This window comes from Duganella sp. GW821-FHT07G03 (assembly GCF_059418605.1).
Window position 1 is genome coordinate 1 of sequence record NZ_JBWKQE010000040.1, and the last position, 22,038, is coordinate 22,038.

Consider the following 22,038-nt stretch of genomic DNA (forward strand, 5'->3'; position numbering starts at 1 on the left):
AACAACTTTGCGCCGATGATAGTGCTGCAACCAGTGTGAAAGTAGGTTATCGTCAGGCTAGTTATAAGAAGAAGCCCGCTCAGTGATCTGAGCGGGCTTTTTTGCGTCTGTCATTAGTGCGTAATGTGCTGTCGCTAAACTTGCCTCTTTTTCAATCAAGGCTAGCTACGCATGAAAAACTTTTCCCTGATTTCGCTCGCGGTATTCTCCGCACTGGCCGGTTGCGGCGGTAGTAGCGACACGGCTGCGCCAGCCAAGACGCCGACCACCGGCGTTTTCCTCGATGGCGCCGTGGAGAATCTGGACTATGTCGCCGGCACCGCCGCGAAAGCCAGCACCTCGGCCAAGGGCGAGTTCACCTGCTATGCCGGCGATACCGTCAGCTTCAGCATCGGCGGCGTTGCGCTGGGCAGCGCGCCGTGCGCCGCCACCATCACGCCATTGCAACTGGCCGGCGTGACCGACGTCAAGGATTCCAAGGTCGTCAACCGCCTGCTGGCCCTGCAATTGCTGGATGAAGACAGCGATCCATCGAACGGCATCAAGATCGCCGCCGATGTGAAAACCGCACTGGCCGCCAAGAGCGTCGACTTCTCCCAGGACGCCGCTGCCTTCAACACCGCAATGAGCGCCAACCTGACCGCCGCCGGCGCCAAGTACGCCGTCCGCACCATTGATGACAGCCGCCGTGCGCTGGTGCGTGAGCACTTCGAAGATACGTTGGCTTCCAAAATGGGCACGCCGGTTGTCGAGTCGTTCACGCAAACCACGCCGCTCGGCGCGGTCGCCGTCAACGTTACGCGCTACCAGATACAGGCAGCGGCCAGCTACTATGTGCCGTATGAAGGCAGCAACGCCAAGGTCAAGGAAGAATTCCCGCTCGGCTTCCTGCCATCCTATGGTTCGTCGCTGGCCTTCAAGGGCATCAACGCCAACGGCGACCTGGAATTCTACGGCCTGACCGACCGCGGTCCAAACGGCGACGGTCCAAACCTGCCTGCGTTGAGCGGCGGCGGAGTCACCGGCGCCAAGATATTCCCGTCGCCGAGCTTCACCCCATCGTTCGGCGTGATCACCGTCGGCAAAACCGGCGCGGTGCTGACGTCGTCCACGCCGATCAAAGTCTCGGCCACCGTCAACGCTTCCGGCCTGCCTGTCGCACCTGGCGCAGTGGGTAACTCGTCCGAACTGCCCGTGATGGACGCGATGAAGTACGACGCCACCAGCAAGGCCACCTTCAACGCTGGCGGCCTGGATACCGAAGCCGTCGTCGTCGACAAGAAGCGCAACGTGCTGTGGATCTCCGACGAATATGGTCCGTTCATCGTCAAGCTCGATCCTGCCACCGGCATCATCCTCAACAAATATGCGCCAGGTAGCGGCCTGCCAGACATCTTCCTGAGACGCCGCGCCAATCGCGGCATGGAAGGCCTGGCGCTGGACACCAGCACCGACAAGCTGCACGGCTTCCTGCAAAGCCCACTCACCGACGGCAACGCGGCATACTCGGTGACCGGCAAGAGCGAGGCAATCGAGCGCTACGCGCGTTTCACGCGTTGGGTGGAATTTGATCCAAACACGGCAACCTCGGGCAAGATGTACGCCTATCCACTCGATGCAGCCGACTATCAGGACGGCCGCACCGGCAACGCCAAGCTGGGTGAGCTGGTCGCGCTGGGTAACGGTAAATTCATCGTGATCGAACAGGGCGCGGCGCCGAACGGTAAAGTGTTCAACAAGTTGATGCTGGTGGAGATAGGCGCGGCGACCGACATCGCGGCGGCAAGCTACAACGTCAAGACTTCGGACCTGGAGAAGAGCAGCATGGGTGGCGTGATAGTCAACGGCGCTGACTGGAAATCGGTGACGACGCTGAAGAAAACGCTGCTGCTGGATCTGAACGCGGTTGGCTGGCAGGCGGAGAAGGCTGAAGGCCTGACCATCGTCGACGGAAATACGCTGGCACTGTCGAACGATAACGACTTCGGTATGAAAACCAAGATCTTTACCGCCGCTGGCGTGGTGGTAGACGATGCGGATGTCACCAAGTGCAACGTCGATGCGGCGGGCGTTATCATCACCAACACGGCCGCCGGTTGCAATGCTGCGAACACGATTCGCGTCGCACGCGGCGAGGACCGCGAGCGTCCAAGCCGTCTGTGGCTGATCAAGTTCACCAAAGCGTTGACCGCGTTCTGATGCCGGAGGGTGGCGGGCCGGCCAGGCCCGCCAGTGTCTTAGCGCGGAGCGGCGTTCTGCTCCGCGATCAGTTTGGCGATTTGCGAATCGGTCTTCACCGGTTCGATCAACAGCACTTGCTGGCGATTGATCAGATATGGTCCGGGTTATGCGCTTCGCCGCCATGTTTGCTCCGTGCGACCGTAAAATATCTGGCCGTTCACCAGAGCCACCGACTGATAGGGGGGGGGCGGCAGTTCGGGCCCTTGGTGGCCGCGCGTTCCCTGGTAGGCGATAAGGCCCAGCACGCCACAGCGTCACGGCAGTGTCACAATATTATGTGATATTGAAGGTTTGCTCATACAATATCTGGGACAAACCATGTCGATCGCGCTGTCGAAATCTTCCTCCGCCATTCAATTCCTGCTGCTCGCTGCGGCACTGCCGCTGAGTGTTTCGGCCGCCAATCCTGTGATCGTTTTCCCCGGCACACTGAGTAACGCCAACACCGACGCGCAAACGTTGGGTAAGAACCAGACCGGCGCCATCACCAGCAGCGGTTCGCTGATTGTCGGCGGCAGCGCGGTGGCGGTAAGCATCACCGACAAAAACGCCACGCTGGACAACCAGGGGCTCATCAGCCAGACCGGCAACGGCCGCGTGATACGCGATAACACCGGCGTCACCGGCCTGACCATCATCAACGGCAGCGCCACCAACAGCGCCGCGAAGATGCTCGCCGCCGACGCCGACGTGATCCAGATGAACAAGGCGAATGCCAGCGTCACGCTGACCAATTACGGCTCGATGATCTCGGCGAATGCCAGCGCAGGCGGATCGCAAGCAGTGGACTTCTCCACGATCGCCACCGGCGCGAACATCGTGAACAACTACGGACTGCTTCAGGCATCGGAGGCGGACTCCGTGCGTCCCGGTGCGGGGGGCGCGGTGAACAACTACGGCTCCATCGTCTCGATCACCAAGACGGGTAGCAGCAGTGATGGCATCGATGCGCAAAACAATAGTGGAGTGGTCATCGTCAATGGCTCGACCGGCCTGGTCGACGGCGGCCGCCATGGCATCACCGGTGGCCAGAAGGATGCGACGCAGTCCTTCACCATGAACATCACGAATGCGGTGGGCGGCATTATCCGGGGCAGCAACGGCTCGGGCGTCAACCTGGATGGATTTAACGGCAAGCAGATCGCCACCATCACCAATCACGGCACCATCATCGGCATGGGCGTGACTGGCGACGGCGACGGTTTGGATATCGATGGCATCGCCAACGTCACCAATACCGGCATGATCCGCTCGGCCAATGCCTTCAGCGCACCTGCGGACGGCTTGGCGTTCAGCGAAGGCTTGAGCGTTGGCGGCGGCGTGATCGTTAACTCAGGCACCATTGAAGGCATGGTCTCCGCAGGGAACAGCAACGCCGTTGGACGCGGCATCACATTGGCTGGCAACGATATCGCCGGCTCGCCAGGCAGCCGCGAAGGCCTGTACGGCAACGCCACCATCACCAACCAGAACGGTGGCCTGATACGCGGCCAGAGCGATTCGGCCATCGTCACCGTGGGTGCGGCCAGCGGCTATGTCGTCACCATCAATAACAACGCCGGCGGCACTATCCATGGTGGTGGATCAGTCAATGCAGCCATCAAGACCGGCTCCGACAATACCATCATCGTCAACGCGGGCATCATCAACGGCGCCAGCAGCGGCAAGGCGATCGAGATGGGCAGCGGTAAAAACAGCCTGACCATCACCGGCGGCAGCATCGTCGGCAGCATCAACGGCGGCACTGGTAACGGCAATACGATGGTGATCAATCCGGGCACGGCTAACGGCTACTCGTACGCCGGCTCGATCGCCAACTTCAGCAACGTTGAAATCAAGAGCGGCACGGTGACGCTGTCGGGTGTGAGCACCTACGACGGCGCGACGCAACTCAGTGGCGGCACGCTGGTGCTGGATGGCGCGAACCGTTTGTCGGCCAACAGCGCTCTGGTACTCAACGGTGGCACGCTACAACTGACCAACGCCGGTGGCGCAAATGGCCAGACTTTCGCCAGCCTGTCTTTGACGGATAGTTCGTCGGTGCTGCTGGGCGGTTCGTCGCTGACCTTCAACGGACTGGGACGGGTCGTCAACGGCAAGACGCTTTCGTTCACCGAGGCCGCATCGGGCGCATATGCATTCCGCCTGCTGGGCGATGTGACCGGCGACGCAGGCTTCCTGCAACTGATGGGCGCCACCAGCATCAACGGCTTGGCGGTGCGCTATCGCTTCGACGGCGCCTATACCGGCGTGACGGCCGTACCAGAACCAGCCAGCTACGCCATGCTGTTTGCCGGCCTGGCGATGTTGGGCGCCACGGTCCGCCGCCGCAAGCAAACGCGCTAAGCGGGACTGCCTTTGCTGATGCTCTCGCCATCCTCCTGGCGCAGTGACCAGAAGGTCAATGAAGACAGGATGGTGAGCACCGCCAGCGTCAGGAAGGCATGATGCAGCGCGCCGGTGAGCGCCAGCCGGTTCGATTGGGGCAGGTCGCCCAGAAACCAGCCGGTGACCAGCGAGCCGGTCGCCAGGCCAAAGCTCATCGACAGTTGCTGCATCGAGCTTGCCATGGTGCTGGCCATGCTGGAGTCGACGCTATCCACATCGGCATAAGCGATGCTGTTCATGGCCGAGAATTGTAGCGAATTGAAGAAACCCAGGCACAGGCTGATCATCACGATCATGTACAGCGAGGTTCCCTGCTGGACGAATGAATACAGGCTGATGGTCAGTCCGATCAACACCGTGTTGACGGTCAGGACCTGGCGATAGCCGAAGCGGTTCAGCACACGCACCGATATGAACTTCATGCCCATGGCCGCTGCGGCGGATGGCATCATCAGCAAGCCCGATTGCCATGCCGGCAGCCCCAATCCCAGCTGATACAGCAACGGCAGCAGGAAGGGTAGGCCGCCGATGCCGATACGTGTGATGAAACCGCCGACCACGGATACGCGGAAGGTGCGTATCTTGAACAACGCCAGTCGCAGCAAGGGGAACGCCGCGTCCCTGGCGTGCCACACGTAGGCCGCCAGCAGACTGCAAGCGATGAACAGCAGCACCGTCGCGGATGTGATATCGATCTGGTGTTCGCCGAAAATCTCCAGCAGCCATGACAGCAGCGCCACGCCGGTGCCAAACAGCACAAGGCCGACCAGGTCCAGCGGCCGCGCACCGTCGCCGCGATAATCCGGCATGTAGCGGTGCGCGAGGAAGATGGCCACCAAGCCGACCGGCACGTTGACGAAGAAGATGTCTCGCCACGTCAGCCAGTGCACGATCAAGCCGCCAATCGTGGGGCCGAGCAAGGGCCCGATCAGCGCCGGAATAATCACGAAATTCATCGCCGCCAGCAGCTCGGATTTGGGGAAGGTGCGAACGATGGTCAGGCGCCCGACCGGCATCATCATCGCCGCGCCCAGGCCTTGCAGCAGCCGCGCCGCCACCAGCATCGGCGAATTGACCGACAGGCCGCACAGCACCGACGCCACCGTGAAGATCGCCACGGCGCTCATGAAGACGCGCCGGGTGCCGAACCGGTCTGCCATCCAGCCGCTGATCGGGATCGACACCGCCAGACTGAGGATGTAGCTGGTGACGACCGCTTTCAAACTGAGAGGAGTCACTTGCAGGCTGGCCGCCATGCTGGGGATCGCCGTATTGACGATGGTGGAGTCCAGCTGCTCCATGAACAGGGCGGTAGCGACCACCCACGGAAGGTAGCTCTTGGCGGCGGATGTAGTCATGCCCACGATTGTCACACAAAAGCCACAGGGTGGTCATTAGGCCGTCATGAAGCGGGCGTAAGTTGGCGCTCATCGAAATGACCGATGGAGTTGATATGGACGCTAAGTCGTTGTTCCCTGGTCGTCGTGGTTTTATCCGTCAAATGGGGGCCACCGCTTTGTTCGGCGTTGGCGCAGGCGCAGGCCTGGGCGGTTGCAGCAGCACGGCAGCCAGCATCGGCGATGGCGCTGCGATCGGTTTCGATCATGGCGTGGCCAGCGGCGATCCGCTCGGCGACCGGGTGATACTGTGGACTCGCGTGACGCCGCGCCGCAGCGACGAAAGCGGCGACATCGCCGTGCGCTGGCAGATGGCCACCGATCCGGGCATGCAGGCGGTGGTGGCCAATGGCAGCGTCACCACGTCGGCGCAGAGGGACTTTACCGTCAAGGTGGATGCCGCCGGCCTGCTGCCGGGCCACGTCTACTACTATCAGTTCGCAGTCGATACGGTGAAGTCGTCCATTGGACGCACCAAGACGCTGCCGCGTGGCGATGTGCGCCAGGTCCGGCTGGCGGTGTTCTCCTGTTCGAATTATCCGTCTGGTTACTTCAACGTCTATGCCGATGCAGCGCGCCAGGACGATATCGACGCCGCGCTGCACATTGGCGACTACATCTACGAATACGAAAGCACCGGTTACGCCTGCGGCAATGCGGAGGCGCTGGGCCGGGTGTCCGAACCGCGCGAGTTGCTGCTGCGGCTGGAGGACTATCGCCGCCGCTACGCACAGTACCGCACCGACCCCGACTTGCAGGCGGTGCACGCGGCGATGCCGTTCATCGCCGTGTGGGACGATCACGAATTCGCCGACGATACCTGGCGCGACGGCTCGGCCGAGCACAAGGCTTCCGAGTTCGGCCCCTTCACCTTGCGCAAGTTGGCGGCCATGACCGCGTACCACGAGTGGATGCCGATCCGTGCCCCCGATCCTGCGACGCCGGAGAAGATCTATCGCTCCTTCGACTTCGGCGGCGTGGTGTCGCTGCACATGCTCGATACGCGACTGATCGGCCGCGACCAGCAGTTGATGATGTCATCCTACTACGACGAGCATAAGCGTTTCGATGTCGAGAAGTACAAGCACGACGTATGTTCGCCGCGCCGGCAGATGATGGGTGCCGAGCAGATGGCGTGGCTGGAGCGCCAGGTCAAGGATTCCAGTGCGCGCTGGCAGATGCTGGGCCAGCAGGTACTGATGGCGCGCATGGAGTATCCAACCGCAGTCGCCATGGGGGAATGCAATTGCACGGATTATTCGGCGCTGAAGAAGCGCGCCGCCGCCGATCCCTCCTGCGTCAGCGGCCGGGAAAAGCGCTGGCTGTCCGCACCGACGCTGCCCTGCTACATGGATTCGTGGGACGGCTACCAGAATGACCGCGAGCTGGTATTCGCCATGATGCAGCGCCATCGCAAGAACATGGTGGTACTGGCCGGCGACACGCACAACGCCTGGGCTAGCGATCTGCACGATGCGCAGGGACGCCAGGCAGGCGTGGAGTTTGCGACGGCGTCGGTGTCATCGCCTGGAATGGAGGGCGCTTACCCGGATCGGGATCCCGAGGATGTGGCGAGCATGATGGTGGATTTGATCGAACCGCTGTACTACGCGCAGACCAGCAAGCGTGGCTACATGATCGTCACCGCCAGCCACGAACAGGTGCGCTGCGACTGGCGTTTCGTCGACACGGTCTTCAAGCACGAGTTCACGGCCGCGACAGAGCGCAGCCTGCGCACCTTGCCGGGACCGGGTAATCGCAGGATCGAGGAATGCAGCGGAGCCTAAACTTCGCTTGCGGGATTGTCCCAGCGGTCTTCGAACATGATGTCGGACAGCGGCCGGCGCTGATCCCATTTTTCGAGCTCCAGCATCGGCGCGGTGTAGAACTCGTGCACGTGGCCGACGCATAGCACGGCAATCGGCTGGCTGCCATCTGGCATGCCGCAGATATCGCGCATCTGCTGCGGATCGAACATCGACACCCAACCGGCGCCTATGCCTTCCGCGCGCGCCGCCAGCCAGAAGTTCTGAAGCGCGCAGGCCGCGGACGCCAGGTCCATTTCCGGCATGGTGCGGCGGCCAAATACATATTGATCGCGCTTGTCGATCAGGCCGACCACCAGCACTTCGGCGCACGCCAGTATGCCCTCCACTTTGAGCTGCATGAATTCTTCGGCGCGTTTGCCCAGCGCTTCGGCGGTCTTGATGCGTTCCTCGTTCACGTGTTTGTGGATCTGCGCGCGCAACGCCGGAGTGGTGATGCGGATGAAACGCCATGGTTGCATCAGGCCGACGCTGGGACCATTGTGGGCGGCGCCGATAAAGCGTTCCAGCTGCCCTGGTTCCAGCGGACCGGGCTTGAAATGGCGGACGTCGCGCCGCTCACGAATGGCGCGGTAAACGCCTTCGATTTCGGCGGGTGAGAAGGCGTGTGGGCTGGTGGTGTTCATGCGGATGTCTCCATGTCGTGCAATGCCAGCAAAGCGTCCATCAGCGGCTGGGTGGCGTCGGCGATGCGGTCCAGGCTCGCCTCGCGCAATGCGCTGGTGTCCACTGTGTTTTGCGTGTGCAGTCCGGCCCAGCGCAGCAGCGCGCTGTTGGCTTGCGGCGTGTCGAACAGGCCGTGCAGGTAGGTGCCGAGGATCTGGCCGTCCGCCGAGATCGCGCCTTCGGGACGGCCGTCGATGGTGAAGGCCGGCGTTTCGAACGCGCTACCGGTCGAGCTGCCCATGTGGATTTCGTAGCCGCTGACGCTGGCGCGTTCTTCGTCGAAGGCGCATACGCCCTGTACCTGCACCAGCCGTTTGTCGGCCGTCATTTCGGTGTTCATGTCGAGCAGTCCGAGCGCGGGCGACGTGCCCGCCGGGCCTTCCATGCCCAGCGGATCGGTTACGCTTTGGCCCAACATTTGGAAGCCGCCGCAGACGCCGATCACCTTGCCGCCGTAGCGCAGGTGGCGGGCGATCTGCTCCGGCCATCCCTGGGCGCGCAGCCATTCGAGATCGCCGCGCGTGTTCTTGCTGCCGGGGAGGATGATCAGGTCGGCCGCCGGCATCGGTTCGCCCTGGCGTACGAAGCGCAGGTCCACGTCCGGGTGGGCGCGCAGGGCGTCGAAATCGGTGTGGTTGCTCATGCGCGGCAGGCTGGGGACCACGACGCGGAAGGCGCCGCGCGAAGCTTGAACAGGTTGCACGGCGTCTTCAGCGTCGAGGAACAGGCCGTGCAGATACGGCAGTACCGCCAGCACCGGCTTGCCGGTTTGCTGCTCCAGCCATTCCAGGCCTGGTTCGAGCAGCTTGATGTCGCCGCGGAAGCGGTTGATGACGAAGCCGATGGTGCGCGCGCGTTCGCTATCCGATAAACAGGACAGCGTGCCGACGATGTGCGCGAACACGCCGCCACGGTCGATGTCCGCCACCAGTATCACCGGGCAGTCGACCTTTTCGGCGAAGCCCATGTTGGCGATGTCGCGGTCGCGCAGGTTGATCTCCGCCGGGCTGCCGGCGCCTTCGACGATCACGCTGTCGTACTGTGCCAGCAGGCGCGCGTGCGATTCCAGCACCGCCTGCATCGCCACGGTTTTGTACTGATGGTAGTCGCGTGCGTTCATTTCGGCGCGCACCTTGCCGTGGATGATGACTTGCGCGCCGATGTCGCTCGACGGTTTAAGCAGCACCGGATTCATGTCGGTATGCGGCGCCACGCCGGCGGCGATAGCCTGCAGCGCCTGGGCGCGGCCGATCTCGCCGCCATCCGCCGTGACGGCGCTGTTGAGCGCCATGTTCTGTGGCTTGAATGGCGCCACGCGCACGCCTTGGCGCTTGAGCAGCCGGCACAGGGCTGCGACGACGGTGCTCTTGCCGGCGTCGGAGGTGGTGCCCTGAACCATCAGTGTCGAATAGGGGAAGCTCATATCAATTCTTGCGGCGCTGTCGCACCAGTTCCAATTTTTCGCACAGGGCGGTAGTGCCGGCAACCATGCGCGGGCCGGCGCGGTTGAGCAGTTCGCCGTCGAGGGTGAACAGGTTGTCGCTGCGGACCGCCTTCATCGTCGTGTAGGGACGCCACAGGCCCACGCCGCCGTAGTTCTTCTCGCTGGTGCCGAAGATCGCTTCGGGATCGGCTTGCAGCACCGCTTCGTTGCTGACCACGGGCGCCGTCACCTTCAGGTCGGCGAAGATGTTCACGCCGCCACACAGGCGCATCGCGTCGCTGACGATGGAGGTGCCGTTGAGCGTGTAGAGCGGCTTGTCCCACACCTGGTAGAACATCCGCACCGGCGGGCGGTTGGCATACTGTTTTGCCAGTGCGGCGAAGTGCTGGCGGATCTCGGCGGCGACCGGCTGCGCGACGCTCTCGGTGCCCATCAACTGGCCGAGGCGCTGCACGTTGTCGGCGATGCCGTCCAGTTTTGTCGGTTCGCTATGGAACATCGGGATGTTCAACTGGCGCAGCGTTTCGATCTGGCGCTCGGAGGCGCCGTGCAGCCAGATGACGATCAGGTCCGGCTTCATGGCGATCACGCGTTCCATGTCGACCTGGCGGTTGTCGCCGATGCGCGGCAGTTTTTTCGCCGCTTCCGGGTAATCGCTGTAGGTGACCGCGCCGACGATCTTGTCTCCGCCACCTGCCGCATACAGCAGCTCCGTCACGTGCGGCGCCATGGCGATGATGCGCTGCGCCGGCTTTTGCAGCGTGACGACATTGCCGTCGTCGTCGCGCACCGTGATGGCGGCGCTGGCGCTACCGGCCAATGCCAATGTCGCCAGGCTGGCCAGTACTTTGATCGTCAGATTGTTCATGTGGATTCCTTGTTGTTCCATTCTTTTAGTGCCGTCTCCAGCCGCTGCCAGCCCGCTTCGTCGGGCGGCAGGCCGAGGCGGATGCCGCGTGCGGCCTTTTTGAACAGCCGGACCCAGATGCCGCGTTCCGCCATGTGCTGCCAGAAGGCTTCCGCGCGGTGTTCGCTCCACCATTGGAATAGCGCCGTGCCGGTCGAGTGGATGTTGTGCGCCACCAGCAGTTGCCGCAAGCGCTCGCCGTTCGCCAGAAGCTGCTGGAGTGTGTTTTCCTGCCAGGCGTGATCGTTGAGCGCAGCGAGGGCGATGTGCTGTGCCGGGCCGCTCACGGCCCATGGCCCCAACAGGTCCGCCAGCTTCCGCAGCAGGTCTCCGTGCGCGGCCACAAAGCCCAGCCGGATACCTGCCAGTCCGAAGAACTTGCCGACCGAGCGCAGGACGATCAGGCCCGGACGTCCGCTGTGGGCAGCCACGCTGTTGTGCTGCGCGGTGTCGCCAAAGGCTTCGTCGACTACCAGCCAGCCGCCGCGCGCCGCCAGCTGGTCGGCCCATTGCAGCAGCAGGGCGGCGGGTACGCTGGCGCCGGTCGGGTTGTTGGGATTGCAGACGACCATGACGTCGCTGTGGGCCACGGCCGCGTCCAACGCTTCATATGGCGTTTGCGTCAGCGTGTGTCCGTGGTCATTCCAGTGGTGCGCATGCTCCGCATACGACGGTGCGGCGACGGTCACGCGCGATGGCTTGCGCAGCCGGGGCAGCGCCTGGATGGCGGCCTGCGTGCCGGCGACCGGCAGCATCAACGGCGCGCCATAGTAGGCGGCTGCGGCCAGCGCCAGATCGGGATCGGCTTCCGGCAGGCGGTGCCACGCATTGCCCGGCAGCGCAGGCGCGGGATACCAGTGCGGGTTGATGCCGGTGGAGAGGTCGAGCCAGTCGTCGCGGCCGAAGCGCAGCGCGGCGTCGCGCAGGTTGCCACCGTGTTCAAGCATGTGAAAACTCCATCCCTGCGGCGACGGCGCAGGCGACGGCCAGCCACAGCGCCGTGGTGCGCGCGACCAGGCGCCATGCCCGGCTGATGTCGGCACCGGTGGCGGGTTGTCCCTCGCCCAGCGGCGGACGTTGTTCGACTTCGCCGTCGTAGATGGCGGCGCCGCCCAGCTGCACGCCGAGCGCGCCGGCGCCGCTGGACATGACCGGTCCGGCGTTCGGGCTGCTCCAGGCCGGGGCTTGTGTACGCCAGCACTGCCAGGCGCGCAGTTTTCCTTGAAGGCCGGGAGCCAGCAGCACGTAGGAGAGTGCGGTCAGGCGCGCCGGGATGTAGTTCAATGCATCGTCGATGCGGGCGGCGGTACAGCCGAATTGCAGCAGCCGCGCGGTGCGGTAGCCCCACATTGCGTCGAGGGTGTTCGCCATGCGGAACAGCACAGCGCCGGGACCGCCGGCGACGATGAACCAGAACAGCGTGCCGAAGACGGCGTCGTTGCCGTTTTCAAGCAGGGATTCGGCGCTGGCCTTGGTCAGTTCGATCTCGCTGGCGCTGGTGGTGTCGCGGCTGACGATGCGGGCGGTCAGCAGGCGGGCATAGGGTAGATCGCTCTGCGCCAGCGCGTCGGCGATGGGCAGGTTGTGGTCGCGCAGGCTGCGCAGACCGAGGCAAAAATAAAGCATGATGGCGTGCGCAATCCACGGCAGCGCGCCATTGGCGCCCAGCAGCCGGACCAGCAACGCGGCAAGTGCGGTCAACGGCAGAACCGCCAGCACCCATGCCAGCGCGCCGCGCCAGAAGCGCAGGCCGCCGCGGTTGAGGCGGCGCTCCAGCGCCATCGCCAGGTTGCCGAAGCCGACCAGCGGATGCCAGTGGCGCGCTTCGCCCAGCATCAGGTCGAGCAGCACGCCCGCCACCATCAGCAGGGCGATGACGCCGAAGCTCAAGCCTGTCAGCACGGCGTCCCTTTTAACACCAGCGGCAGGCCGGCGGCGACGAACACCGCGCGGTCGCATATGGCGGCCATGGCCTGGTTCAGCCGTCCCTGCTCGTCCACGAAACAGCGCGAGATCGCGCCGAACGGCATGATGCCCATGCCGACTTCGTTCGATACCAGCACCACGTCGCTGGTGCACTTGGTCAGCGCGCTGACCAGCATGTCCTGCTGCTCGTGGAATAGCGCGGGCAGCGTGATTTCGCCGACTTCCGGGTAGGTCTCGCCGCTGCTGAACAGCAGGTTACTGAGCCATAGCGTCAGGCAGTCGACCAGGATCAGGCGGTCCGGCGAAGACCAGCGCAGCAGCTGGTTGCCAAGTGCAAGCGGCTCTTCGACGGTGATCCATTCGCTGGGCCGGCCGGCGCGATGATGTGCGATGCGCGCCGTCATTTCGACATCGCTGGCGGTAGCCGTTGCGATATAGACGACTTCCTTGCCCGATTCAATGGCCAGGCGATCGGCATAACCGCTCTTACCTGAGCGTGCGCCTCCCAGAACCAGTGTACGTGTCATGCCGCGCTCCTAGAAAACAGGGCGGCAACCGCCGCCGGATTGGATGGAAAATATGCGTGAAAATAGGACGCCGTCAGCGAGCCGACGCGATACCAGGCTTCACCCCGGACGGCCGACGGATGCTTGATAGTGTACGCCGCTGGCGCCACGGCTGTCTCCAGTTTTGAATAATGGAAGGTATGGCCGCGCAGGACGCCTTGTTCCGTCGGCAGGCCCTGCGATCCGAGGCCCGCCAGGCGCGCCTGCATCGCCACCGCGCCCGGCAGCAAGCCGGCCATTGCCCACACCGCGCCGGCTTGGTCGGCAAGGGTATCGGCCAACGCCATCATGCCGCCGCATTCGGCGACGATGGGCGTGCCGGCGGCATGGGCCGCGCGGATCGACGCCTGCCACACGCTGGCCTGCGAAAGTGCCTCAGCGTGCAGTTCTGGATAGCCGCCTGGCAGATATACGGCGTCCGCTTCAGCCGGTATGGCTTGGTCGGCCAGCGGCGAGAAGAATTTCAGCGTTGCACCCAGCTGGCGCAACGTATCCAGGTTGGCCGGATAGATAAACATGAAAGCCGGATCGCGGGCGATGGCGATGGTGCGGCCGGCCAGCAACGACGCCTGCGGCTCGGTCGCCGGCGGAATCTCGATGCGCACCGGGCGCAGGCGCTCCCAGGCCGCTTCGTCGAACACCAGCTGGTCCGCCAGGTTGTCGAGCAGCTGGTCGATATCGAGCACTTCGCCCGGCAGCACCAGGCCGAGGTGGCGTTCGGGCAGCGACTTGACCTGGCGCGGCAAGGTCGAAAACAGGGGAATATCGCGCAACGACGCAGCCACCATCTTGGCGTGGCCTTCGCTGGCGACGCGGTTGGCGATCACTCCCGCCATCTCCACCGGGCCATAGTCGCGCAGGCCGTGGACCAGTGCGCCGGCGGTTTGCGCCATGGCACCGGCGTCGATCACCGCCATTACTGGCACCCCGAATTCGCGCGACAGGTCGGCCGACGACGGCGTGCCGTCATACAGGCCCATGACGCCTTCGATCAGGATCACATCCGCTTCGGCGGCGGCTTGCGCCAGCTGGTCGCGGCACAGTTCATGGCCCACCATCCACAGGTCCAGCGAGCGCACCGGCGCGCCGCTGGCGCGTTCCAGCAGCATTGGATCGATGAAATCCGGGCCGCATTTGAATACGCGCACACGCTTGCCCTGGCGCGTCAGTTTGCGTGCCAGCGCGGCGGTCACCGTGGTCTTGCCCTGGCCGGAGGCGACGGCCGCCACCAGCAGGGCCTTCACGTCGACGTGCGTCGTCATTACCACTCGGTTCCGAGTTGGGCGCCGATGCCGGCCTTGAAGGCGTGCTTGACGACTTCCATTTCGGTGACGGTATCGGCGATGGCGATCAGCTCCGGCGGCGCGCCGCGACCGGTGATGACCACATGTTGCATCGCCGGGCGCGCCAGCAAATCGTTGATGACGGTTTCCACGTCCAGATAGCGGTATTTCAGGGCGATATTCAGTTCGTCGAAGACCACCAGGCCGATATCGGGATCGGCCAGGAAGCGCTTCGCCTGTTCCCAGGCCCGCTGCGCTTTTTCGATATCGCGTTCGCGGTTCTGGGTTTCCCAGGTATAGCCTTCGCCCATCGAGTGGAAGCTGACTTCCTCCGGGAAGCGGCGCAGGAACAGCTCTTCGCCGGTTTGCATCGCGCCCTTGATGAACTGCACCACGCCGACCTTCATGCCGTGGCCCATGGCGCGGATCACCATGCCGAAGCCGCTGGAGCTCTTGCCCTTGCCGTTGCCGGTATTGACGATGATGATGCCGATTTGCTTGTCGGCGGCGGCGATCTTGGCGTCGATGACGGCCTTCTTGCGCTCCATGCGCACGCGGTGGCGTTCGTTCAATGCCGCGGTTTGTTCGTCGATGTCGCCGGTATTCTGTTGGGTCATGCAAGGTCCTCTTTGGGAATGAAGATGCTGCGTTTTCCGTGCTGGATGATGTCGATCGGGTGGCCCAGGTAATCGCCCAGGATCTCGGCTCGCATCACCTCCTCCGTGGTGCCGGCCAGCCAGCGGCCATCGCCCATCAGCAGCAGCGCGTGAGTGGAGACGCTGTGCGCCAGCGTCAGGTCGTGTCCTATCATGACGGCGGTCTTGCCTTGTTCGCGGCACAGGCGTGCCAGCAGGCCCATGACGCTGACCTGGTGTGCCAGGTCCAGCGCATTGGCCGGCTCGTCGAGCAGCAGCAGTGGCGTATCCTGCGCCAGCATGGCGGAGATGGCAACGCGCTGGCGTTCGCCGCCGGACAAGGTGCGCACGTCGCGCTCGGCCAGGTCGGCCACTTCCATCGCTTCCAGCGATTTCAGCGCGATGGCGTGGTCGTCGCTGCTTTCCCAATAGCGGTTGCCATGATAGGGGTGGCGCGCCGACAGGACGGTTTCGATCACGCTGTAGGCGAAGGCATCGCTGCGGCTCTGTGCCAGGAAGGCGCGCTGGCGCGCCAATTCGGCCAGTGGCCAATCGGGCAGTTCGCGCTGCTGGATGGCGACGTAGCCGTCGTCCGGGTTGCGCAGGCCGGCCAGGGTTTTCAGCAGGGTGCTTTTGCCGGCGCCGTTGCGGCCGATGACGCTCCAGCATTCGCCTTCACGTACCTGCCAGTTCAGATCCGTAATCAGCTGGCGCTGGCCGATTTTCAGGGAGAGGTTGTGGGTGCTGATCATCATTTGCGCAAGCGGTGCAGTTGGTACAGGAAGACCGGCGCGCCGATCAGCGCCGTCAGCACGCCCACCGGCAGCTGTTGCGGCGCGATGATGGTGCGGGCCAACGTGTCTGCCAGCAGCAGGAAGGTGCCGCCGGCCAGCGCCGCTGCCGGGATCAGTACGCGGTGATCCGCGCCGACGGCGAAGCGGCAGGCGTGCGGCACGATCAGGCCGACGAAGCCGACGCTGCCCGCGCTGGTGACGGCGCTGGCGGTCAGCAGGCCGGATGCAAAGAACAGACCTTTGCGCAAGGCGCCGACGCGGATGCCTAGCGTGGCGGCGGCTTCGGCGTGCAGCGCCATCACGTTCATGGAGCGGGCGCTGCGCAAGGCGAATACCAGGCCGCCGACCAGCACGATCCAGGGCAGCGCGCGCATCGGTGCGCCGGCCAGGTCGCCGATCATCCAGAACACCATGCTGCGCAAACGGCTTTCAGGCGCGATGGAGAGCATCAACGTCACCATCGCCATGCAGGCGGAGGACAGGATCACGCCGGTCAGCAGCAGCAAGGCGGTGCCGCCTTCGGCCGCCGCACCGCCGCGCAGGTCGCGCCGGGCCAGCAGGTACAGCATCATCGAGACGGCGACCGCGCCGCCGAAGGCCGACGCGTCGACCATCCAGATGGCGCAGCCGAACAGCAGTGCGGCCAGGGCGCCGACGGACGCGCCGGCGGAAATGCCGAGTACATAGGGGTCGGCCAGCGGGTTGCGCAACAGCGCCTGCATCATCACGCCCGCCAGCGACAGGGCCGCGCCGGTGACGAAGGCGGTTAGCGCGCGGCTTAGGCGCAGATCGAGCAGTGTGGAGGCCAGTGTTTGGCTTTGGCCATGCAGCAGTTCGTTGACTGCCGCGGGAATGTCGGAGAGGGGAATCGAGACCGAACCGGTCATGCCCGAGAAAACCAGGCTGGCAAACGCGAACAGCACCAAGCCTGTCAAGGTGACGGCGGCGCGCTGTCGCAGATTGCGGGAGAAAGAATGCATGCACTGCTTTCAAAAAAAAGTGAGACTGCCGGGCGCGCGGCGGATGCGCCCCACGCCCGGCAGGTTACACCATTACAGCTTACTTGTAGCCGTAGCGGATACCGGCAAACAGCTTGGACATCGGCGTGGCGTAATTGCGCGCCAGATCGTACTGCTTGTCGCCGATATTATTCCAGCGGACCAGCGCGGACCAGTCGCGGTTGAAGTGGTAGGTCGCGTACAGGTTGACCAGGCCATAGCCGCCCAGGCGGTTGCTGTTGGCGGCGTCTTCGTAGCGGTCGCCGGACAATTCCAGTTCCACGCCGGCCTTCAATGCGCCGGCGCTGTAGTCGGCCATCAGGTTGCCGTGCTTTTTGGCGCGGCGCTGCAAGCGTCTATTACTGGTTTCGTCCTTTGGATCTTGCAGGTCGACGGTAGCGGCCAGGTTGAAGCGGCCCAACTGCTGGCTTGCGCCCATGGTCAGGCCTTCAAGCAGCGCGTGGTTGACGTTGTAGGCGCAGCCACTCTTCGCACCAGAGAACGGGCATGGCGTGGTGTTCACCAGCAGGTCGGTCAAGCGGTTGCGGTAATAGCTGGCGTTCAGCGCGGTGGCGCCGCTGTCGTAGCGCAGACCAATTTCGGCGTTCTTGCCCAGTTCCGGTTTGTTGGCTGGATTGCCGTAGGACGGGTAGTACAGTTCATTGTAGGTCGGTGCGCGGAAGCTGGTGCCGTAGCTGGCGGTAGCGCGCAGCGCCTGCGTGAAGTTGTAGCCATAGCCCAGCGAGCCGGTGTTCTTCGAGCCGTAGAGCGATTTGTCGCGGCGTACGCTGGCGTTGAACAGGTTGTCGCCGCGACGGGCGTTGTACGAAGCCGCGAGAGAGTTGGTGGTGCGCTGCGGGTTGTCCAACTTGAAGCCGTTGGTCTCGACTTCTTCCTTGCGGTGGTCGTACAGCAGTTGCAGCATGTCGGCGCCGATCTGCACATCATTCTGCCAGGTGAAGGTGGTCTGCCTGGTGTTGATCTGCGAATAGCCCGATGCCAGGGCGCTGGTGTAGTTGGCGCCTTCGTCCTTGGTCCGCGAATACTGGACCAGGCTTTGCCAGATCGGCAGGATCTGGTTTTTGCTGTAGATGGCGGCGTTTTCCAGCTTTGCCTTCGAGCGCACGTCGTAGGACGAGGAACCGCTGTCATACTGGGATTTGAGTTTGCTCTGCAGGAGCAGCGTGCCGATTTCGTGGCCTTCCGCCAGGCGCAGGCTGAACTGACCTGCTGCGTTTTCGCGGTCGTAGCCGTCTTTGTCGGCGTTATAGGAGCTGCTGCCAGGACGGGTGGACGAGAAGCCATCCGATTTTTCCTTGCCGGCGCTGATCGCATAGCTGATGCTGTGTTCACCGCCAGTGGAGCCGGAGGCCGATACATCGCCTTCGCGGGTGTTGTCGGTGCCGTAGCCGGCGAAGGCGGTGAACGCCGGCGCGCCCGTGCCCTTCTTGGTGAAGATCTGGATCACGCCGCCGATGGCGTCCGCGCCATACAGGGAGCTCAGTGGGCCGTAGACAATCTCGATATGATCGATCGCGGTCAGCGGAATGGCGCTCCAGTTGGCGGCGCCGGTGGTCGACGAGCCGATGCGCACGCCGTCGACCAGCACGAGATTCTGGTTGCTGTTGGCGCCGCGGATAAACACGGTGGCGTTGGTGCCGGAGCCGCCGTTGCGGGCGATCTCGATGCCGCGCTGGCGCTGCAGCAGGTCGACGATGGAGCCGGCGCCGGATTCGGCGATCTGTTCGGCGCTGATGGTGATGCTGTCGCTGATCACGTCGGCCAGGGCTTGCGGGCTGCGGGTGGCGGTGACCAGTACGGTGCCGGTGGTTGGTTCCGCGTGTGCGTAGGAGGCGGCCATTGCCAGCGCCAGCGACGTCAAGGCCGCAGGACGGGAGATACGAAGGGTCATGATGTAATTTTTCTGTAATAGCAACCGGCCGACGTCCCCGTGGGCCAGATTGAACAGAAGCGGAGAATTGAGAGATGCATGCAGCGCAGCCGTTGTTGTCGGCTCCATCCGTTCGCGCACATCCCGTTCGCTCGCTTCCACCTGATTTGGCCGGTATCCGGGCTGGCAAGTTAGACCACCTCACCTTCCCATGCAGAGCACAGTGGTTTGTCAGAGGAGGTTTGTCGCGCATCAGCTGCGACACTTGCTTACCGTTGCGGGGGCAGCACACGTGCACTCTTACAGAGCTTCATGTTTCCCGTTTAACTGCGCATCTGGACAGACGCGCGGGCACCAAAACCCGGTCATTATACGGGTTTGTGCGGCGGCGGTCATGGGGCGGCGGTTTAGTTTTGCAGCACCAGCGTGGCGCCGTAGGCGATTTGATGCGGATGGCTAGCGGCTTGCAGCGCCATTTCGGCCGGGGGCAGGCCGGCATGGCAGGCTGACATCAGGCGCATTGCGCCGGCGTGGCAGATCACGATGGCGTCGCGCTGCTGGCGCTGGAGGTCGGCGTAAAAGGCGGCGATACGGCCGGCCATTTGCAGCACGCTTTCGCCACCGCCCGGTTGGTAATTGACCAGGTCCGCGGCCCAGGCGTCGATGTCGGCGCGCGCGATATCGTCCCAGGGACGCAGTTCCCAGTCGCCGAAATCGATCTCTGCGATGCGGGCGTCCAGCAGCGGCGCGGGAGTTTGCAGTGGCGCCGCCAGTTGCGCCGCCAATGTGGCGCAGCGTCGTAGTGGGCTGCTATATAAAGGCCGGCCTTGGGGCAGTGTGGTCGACAAGGCGGCCAGCGTATGCGCCAGCTGCTCGGGCGCCACGGCGAGATCGCTGCGGCCATAGCAGATGCCGGGTGCGATCAGCGGTTGCGGATGGCGGACCAGTATCAGCTGCATAGTGTTACCAGGGCAGGGCGCCGTGGCGCATGCTGGCCAGTACGCACAGGTAGAACGTCACCTCGCTGAGCTGCTGCACGGCGCCGAGGCAGTCGCCGGTATAGCCGGCAATGCGACGGACGAATTTGTGGGCCAGCCAGGCGGTGGCGATGGCGGCGACGAGGACGCCCGCAGCCAGCGCGGTCCACTTCAGCCATCCGCAGGCGATCATCGCCAGCGCTGGAATGGCGGCAGTGGCGACGGCCAGCGCGAATTCGGCTGTGCTCATCTTTTGCGCCAGCGGCTTGGCTTTGCCTTCGGCGCGCGCGTAGTCGAGACGCCAGATCAGCGAGGTGGCCATTAATCTCGACAGTGGATGGGCGACGAAGAGCGCGGCAATCGCTTCCAGCGGCGGCAGCATGGACAGCGCCGCGCATTTGGTGGCGAGCAGGCAGATGATGCCAATGGCGCCGTAAGCGCCGATGCGCGAGTCCTTCATGATTTCCAGTACGCGTTCGGGCGTCATGCCGCCGCCGAAGCCGTCGCACATGTCGGCAAAGCCGTCTTCATGGAAGGCGCCGGTGGCATAGATACCGGCGGCAGTCGACAGCAGGGCGGCGACCGGAGCGGGGAGGAACCAAGCGGTCAATGCATAGACTCCGGCCGTGATGGCCGCAACCACCACGCCGACCAGCGGGAAGTAGCGCGACGCCTGGTTCAGCCACGCAGGATCAAAACCCACCCAGGCTGGAATTGGCAGGCGGGTGAAGAACTGTAGCGCGGTGAAGAACAAGCGTAGTTGGTGCACGGCGTCTACTCGGACTTTTCGCTGACATGGGCCGATTCGAACGTGGCCATCTGGTTCAGGAAATTGACCGAAGCGTGTAGTAGCGGTAGCGCCAGCGCGCAGCCGGTGCCTTCGCCCAGGCGTAGGCCCAGATTCAGCAGCGGCTCCGCCCCCAGTGCGGCCAGCATTTGCTGGTGGCCGTTTTCGTCGGAGCAGTGAGCGAACACGCAGTAGTCCAGGATGGCCGGTTGCAACCGGGCGGCGACCAGCAGCGCACTGGTGACGATGAAGCCGTCGATCAGCAGCACTTTGCGCAATTCGGCTGCCTTCAATATGGCGCCGGTCATCATGGCGATTTCCAGGCCGCCGAAGGTGGCCAGCACGTCCAGCGGTTCGACTGCGGCGGCATGTTTGGCTGCTGCCGCTTCAATCACGTGCTGCTTGCGCAGGATGCCTTCCGCCGAGAGGCCGGTGCCGGCGCCCACGCATTGCGCGACCGGGATGCCGGTCAGCTTGTGCATTAGCGCGGCGGCGGCGGTAGTGTTGCCGATGCCCATCTCGCCGAAGCCGACCACGTTGCCATCGAGTTCTGCGATCAAGTTCATGCCTGCTGCCAGCGCGGCCTCGCAAGTGGCGCTGCTCATCGCCGGTTCCTGCGCGAAGTTGCGGGTGCCGGGCGCCAGCTTGCGGTCGATCAGGCCGACGCGCGGCCCGAAGTGGTGATTGACGCCGGCATCGATGACGCGCAGTTCGCAGTTGTTCTGCGTCGCGAAGATGTTGATGGCCGCGCCGCGCGCGAGGAAGTTCTCGACCATCTGCCAGGTCACGTCCTGCGGGTAGGCAGAGATGCCTTCCGCGACCACGCCGTGATCGGCCGCAAACACTAGGATGGTTGGTTGCGTGACCGCGGGTACACGGGTGTTCTGTATCAGGCCGATTTGTTTGGCCAGCGATTCCAGTACGCCCAGGCTACCCAGCGGCTTGGTCTTATTGTTGATGGCATTGTCCAGCAGAGCAGCCAGCGTCTCGTTCTTAGTAGTAGGGATAGTTGGAATGAACATGTGGGCGGCTTATAAATCGGTGAAGTCGGTATTTTACCCTTGCAAGCACCGGCAGCTCTTGCTATAGTTCGCCTCCCCGCAAAACGACACACGAAAATGTGAAGTGAGCGGAGAAAAAGAGGGTTGACGAAAACGGCGAAACGCCTCATAATCTTCCTTCTTCGCAGCTGACAAACAAAACGATTTGTCGCTAGTTGCAAGCAGTACCGAATAAAGTTCTTTAAAAATTTACAGTCGATAAGTGTGGACGTTTGATGAAAGTGCACAGCAGGCTAGTCCTGCTGATACTT

18 protein-coding genes and 1 riboswitch are annotated in these 22,038 nt (G+C 63.6%); of the genes, 3 read left to right on the top strand and 15 right to left on the bottom strand.

Features of this window, described 5'->3' with window-relative positions; genetic code table 11:
* Window positions 1-171 precede the first annotated feature (171 nt).
* Window positions 172-2,199 (top strand): esterase-like activity of phytase family protein, encoded by a 2,028-nt coding sequence (locus AC07OK_RS29890; protein WP_494693682.1) that lies wholly within the window; start codon window positions 172-174, stop codon window positions 2,197-2,199.
* Between the two features lie 360 nt (window positions 2,200-2,559).
* Entirely contained in the window at window positions 2,560-4,587 is a 2,028-nt protein-coding gene (locus AC07OK_RS29895) for a beta strand repeat-containing protein (RefSeq protein ID WP_494693683.1), read from the top strand.
* Here the strand turns inward: AC07OK_RS29895 and AC07OK_RS29900 are convergent.
* Entirely contained in the window at window positions 4,584-5,987 is a 1,404-nt protein-coding gene (locus AC07OK_RS29900) for a DHA2 family efflux MFS transporter permease subunit (protein WP_494693684.1), read from the bottom strand. The genes AC07OK_RS29895 and AC07OK_RS29900 overlap by 4 nt on opposite strands.
* A 95-nt stretch (window positions 5,988-6,082) precedes the next feature.
* On the opposite strand from AC07OK_RS29900, the gene AC07OK_RS29905 reads away from it, so the two are divergent.
* A complete protein-coding gene (locus AC07OK_RS29905) occupies window positions 6,083-7,813 on the top strand; it encodes an alkaline phosphatase D family protein (protein ID WP_494693685.1) in 1,731 nt (576 codons plus the stop codon).
* Here the strand turns inward: AC07OK_RS29905 and bluB are convergent.
* From bluB to cobT, 14 genes are all read right to left on the bottom strand, one after another.
* Window positions 7,810-8,478 carry a 5,6-dimethylbenzimidazole synthase gene (gene bluB, locus AC07OK_RS29910; protein ID WP_494693686.1) on the bottom strand — a complete coding sequence of 223 codons (669 nt, stop codon included), beginning with the start codon at window positions 8,476-8,478 and terminating at the stop codon, window positions 7,810-7,812. The two genes, AC07OK_RS29905 and bluB, sit on opposite strands and share 4 nt — an antisense overlap.
* Entirely contained in the window at window positions 8,475-9,941 is a 1,467-nt protein-coding gene (locus AC07OK_RS29915; RefSeq protein ID WP_494693687.1) for a cobyric acid synthase, read from the bottom strand. The genes bluB and AC07OK_RS29915 overlap by 4 nt, the downstream gene beginning before the upstream one ends.
* A 1-nt stretch (window position 9,942) precedes the next feature.
* Complete coding sequence (locus AC07OK_RS29920; RefSeq protein WP_494693688.1) at window positions 9,943-10,830, bottom strand: cobalamin-binding protein; 888 nt, start codon at window positions 10,828-10,830, stop codon at window positions 9,943-9,945.
* On the bottom strand, window positions 10,827-11,816 hold the full coding sequence (cobD, locus tag AC07OK_RS29925) for a threonine-phosphate decarboxylase CobD (protein ID WP_494693689.1): 990 nt from the start codon (window positions 11,814-11,816) through the stop codon (window positions 10,827-10,829). The genes AC07OK_RS29920 and cobD overlap by 4 nt, the downstream gene beginning before the upstream one ends.
* On the bottom strand, window positions 11,809-12,771 hold the full coding sequence (gene cbiB / locus AC07OK_RS29930) for an adenosylcobinamide-phosphate synthase CbiB (protein ID WP_494693690.1): 963 nt from the start codon (window positions 12,769-12,771) through the stop codon (window positions 11,809-11,811). The genes cobD and cbiB overlap by 8 nt, the downstream gene beginning before the upstream one ends.
* Window positions 12,765-13,322, bottom strand: coding sequence for a bifunctional adenosylcobinamide kinase/adenosylcobinamide-phosphate guanylyltransferase (cobU, locus tag AC07OK_RS29935; RefSeq protein WP_494693691.1), 558 nt, complete (start codon window positions 13,320-13,322; stop codon window positions 12,765-12,767). Before cobU ends, cbiB begins: the two co-directional genes overlap by 7 nt.
* Window positions 13,319-14,623 carry a cobyrinic acid a,c-diamide synthase CobB gene (locus tag AC07OK_RS29940; RefSeq protein ID WP_494693692.1) on the bottom strand — a complete coding sequence of 435 codons (1,305 nt, stop codon included), beginning with the start codon at window positions 14,621-14,623 and terminating at the stop codon, window positions 13,319-13,321. Before AC07OK_RS29940 ends, cobU begins: the two co-directional genes overlap by 4 nt.
* Window positions 14,623-15,261, bottom strand: coding sequence for a cob(I)yrinic acid a,c-diamide adenosyltransferase (cobO, locus tag AC07OK_RS29945; RefSeq protein WP_494693693.1), 639 nt, complete (start codon window positions 15,259-15,261; stop codon window positions 14,623-14,625). Before cobO ends, AC07OK_RS29940 begins: the two co-directional genes overlap by 1 nt.
* Complete coding sequence (locus tag AC07OK_RS29950; RefSeq protein WP_494693699.1) at window positions 15,258-16,031, bottom strand: ABC transporter ATP-binding protein; 774 nt, start codon at window positions 16,029-16,031, stop codon at window positions 15,258-15,260. The genes cobO and AC07OK_RS29950 overlap by 4 nt, the downstream gene beginning before the upstream one ends.
* Entirely contained in the window at window positions 16,031-17,053 is a 1,023-nt protein-coding gene (locus tag AC07OK_RS29955; protein WP_494693694.1) for a FecCD family ABC transporter permease, read from the bottom strand. Before AC07OK_RS29955 ends, AC07OK_RS29950 begins: the two co-directional genes overlap by 1 nt.
* Before the next feature lie 79 nt (window positions 17,054-17,132).
* Window positions 17,133-18,983, bottom strand: a complete 1,851-nt coding sequence (locus AC07OK_RS29960) for a TonB-dependent receptor domain-containing protein (protein ID WP_494693695.1) — start codon at window positions 18,981-18,983, stop codon at window positions 17,133-17,135.
* Window positions 18,984-19,114: 131 nt separating this feature from the next.
* Window positions 19,115-19,336, bottom strand: a riboswitch (cobalamin riboswitch).
* A 33-nt stretch (window positions 19,337-19,369) separates the two neighbouring features.
* Window positions 19,370-19,921: a histidine phosphatase family protein gene (locus AC07OK_RS29965; protein WP_494693696.1), complete on the bottom strand. Its 552-nt coding sequence runs from the start codon at window positions 19,919-19,921 to the stop codon at window positions 19,370-19,372.
* A gap of 4 nt (window positions 19,922-19,925) precedes the next feature.
* Window positions 19,926-20,708, bottom strand: coding sequence for an adenosylcobinamide-GDP ribazoletransferase (locus tag AC07OK_RS29970; protein ID WP_494693697.1), 783 nt, complete (start codon window positions 20,706-20,708; stop codon window positions 19,926-19,928).
* Window positions 20,709-20,713: 5 nt separating this feature from the next.
* Window positions 20,714-21,748, bottom strand: coding sequence for a nicotinate-nucleotide--dimethylbenzimidazole phosphoribosyltransferase (cobT, locus tag AC07OK_RS29975; protein WP_494693698.1), 1,035 nt, complete (start codon window positions 21,746-21,748; stop codon window positions 20,714-20,716).
* Window positions 21,749-22,038: the final 290 nt, after the last annotated feature.

Coding starts and splice junctions, on each gene's coding strand:
- AC07OK_RS29890 (WP_494693682.1), top strand. CDS start 172: ATGAAAAACTTTTCCCTGATTTCGCTCGCGGTATTCTCCGCACTGGCC.
- AC07OK_RS29895 (WP_494693683.1), top strand. CDS start 2,560: ATGTCGATCGCGCTGTCGAAATCTTCCTCCGCCATTCAATTCCTGCTG.
- AC07OK_RS29900 (WP_494693684.1), bottom strand. CDS start 5,987: ATGACTACATCCGCCGCCAAGAGCTACCTTCCGTGGGTGGTCGCTACC.
- AC07OK_RS29905 (WP_494693685.1), top strand. CDS start 6,083: ATGGACGCTAAGTCGTTGTTCCCTGGTCGTCGTGGTTTTATCCGTCAA.
- bluB (WP_494693686.1), bottom strand. CDS start 8,478: ATGAACACCACCAGCCCACACGCCTTCTCACCCGCCGAAATCGAAGGC.
- AC07OK_RS29915 (WP_494693687.1), bottom strand. CDS start 9,941: ATGAGCTTCCCCTATTCGACACTGATGGTTCAGGGCACCACCTCCGAC.
- AC07OK_RS29920 (WP_494693688.1), bottom strand. CDS start 10,830: ATGAACAATCTGACGATCAAAGTACTGGCCAGCCTGGCGACATTGGCA.
- cobD (WP_494693689.1), bottom strand. CDS start 11,816: ATGCTTGAACACGGTGGCAACCTGCGCGACGCCGCGCTGCGCTTCGGC.
- cobU (WP_494693691.1), bottom strand. CDS start 13,322: ATGACACGTACACTGGTTCTGGGAGGCGCACGCTCAGGTAAGAGCGGT.
- AC07OK_RS29940 (WP_494693692.1), bottom strand. CDS start 14,623: ATGACGACGCACGTCGACGTGAAGGCCCTGCTGGTGGCGGCCGTCGCC.
- cobO (WP_494693693.1), bottom strand. CDS start 15,261: ATGACCCAACAGAATACCGGCGACATCGACGAACAAACCGCGGCATTG.
- AC07OK_RS29950 (WP_494693699.1), bottom strand. CDS start 16,031: ATGATCAGCACCCACAACCTCTCCCTGAAAATCGGCCAGCGCCAGCTG.
- AC07OK_RS29955 (WP_494693694.1), bottom strand. CDS start 17,053: ATGCATTCTTTCTCCCGCAATCTGCGACAGCGCGCCGCCGTCACCTTG.
- AC07OK_RS29960 (WP_494693695.1), bottom strand. CDS start 18,983: ATGACCCTTCGTATCTCCCGTCCTGCGGCCTTGACGTCGCTGGCGCTG.
- AC07OK_RS29965 (WP_494693696.1), bottom strand. CDS start 19,921: ATGCAGCTGATACTGGTCCGCCATCCGCAACCGCTGATCGCACCCGGC.
- cobT (WP_494693698.1), bottom strand. CDS start 21,748: ATGTTCATTCCAACTATCCCTACTACTAAGAACGAGACGCTGGCTGCT.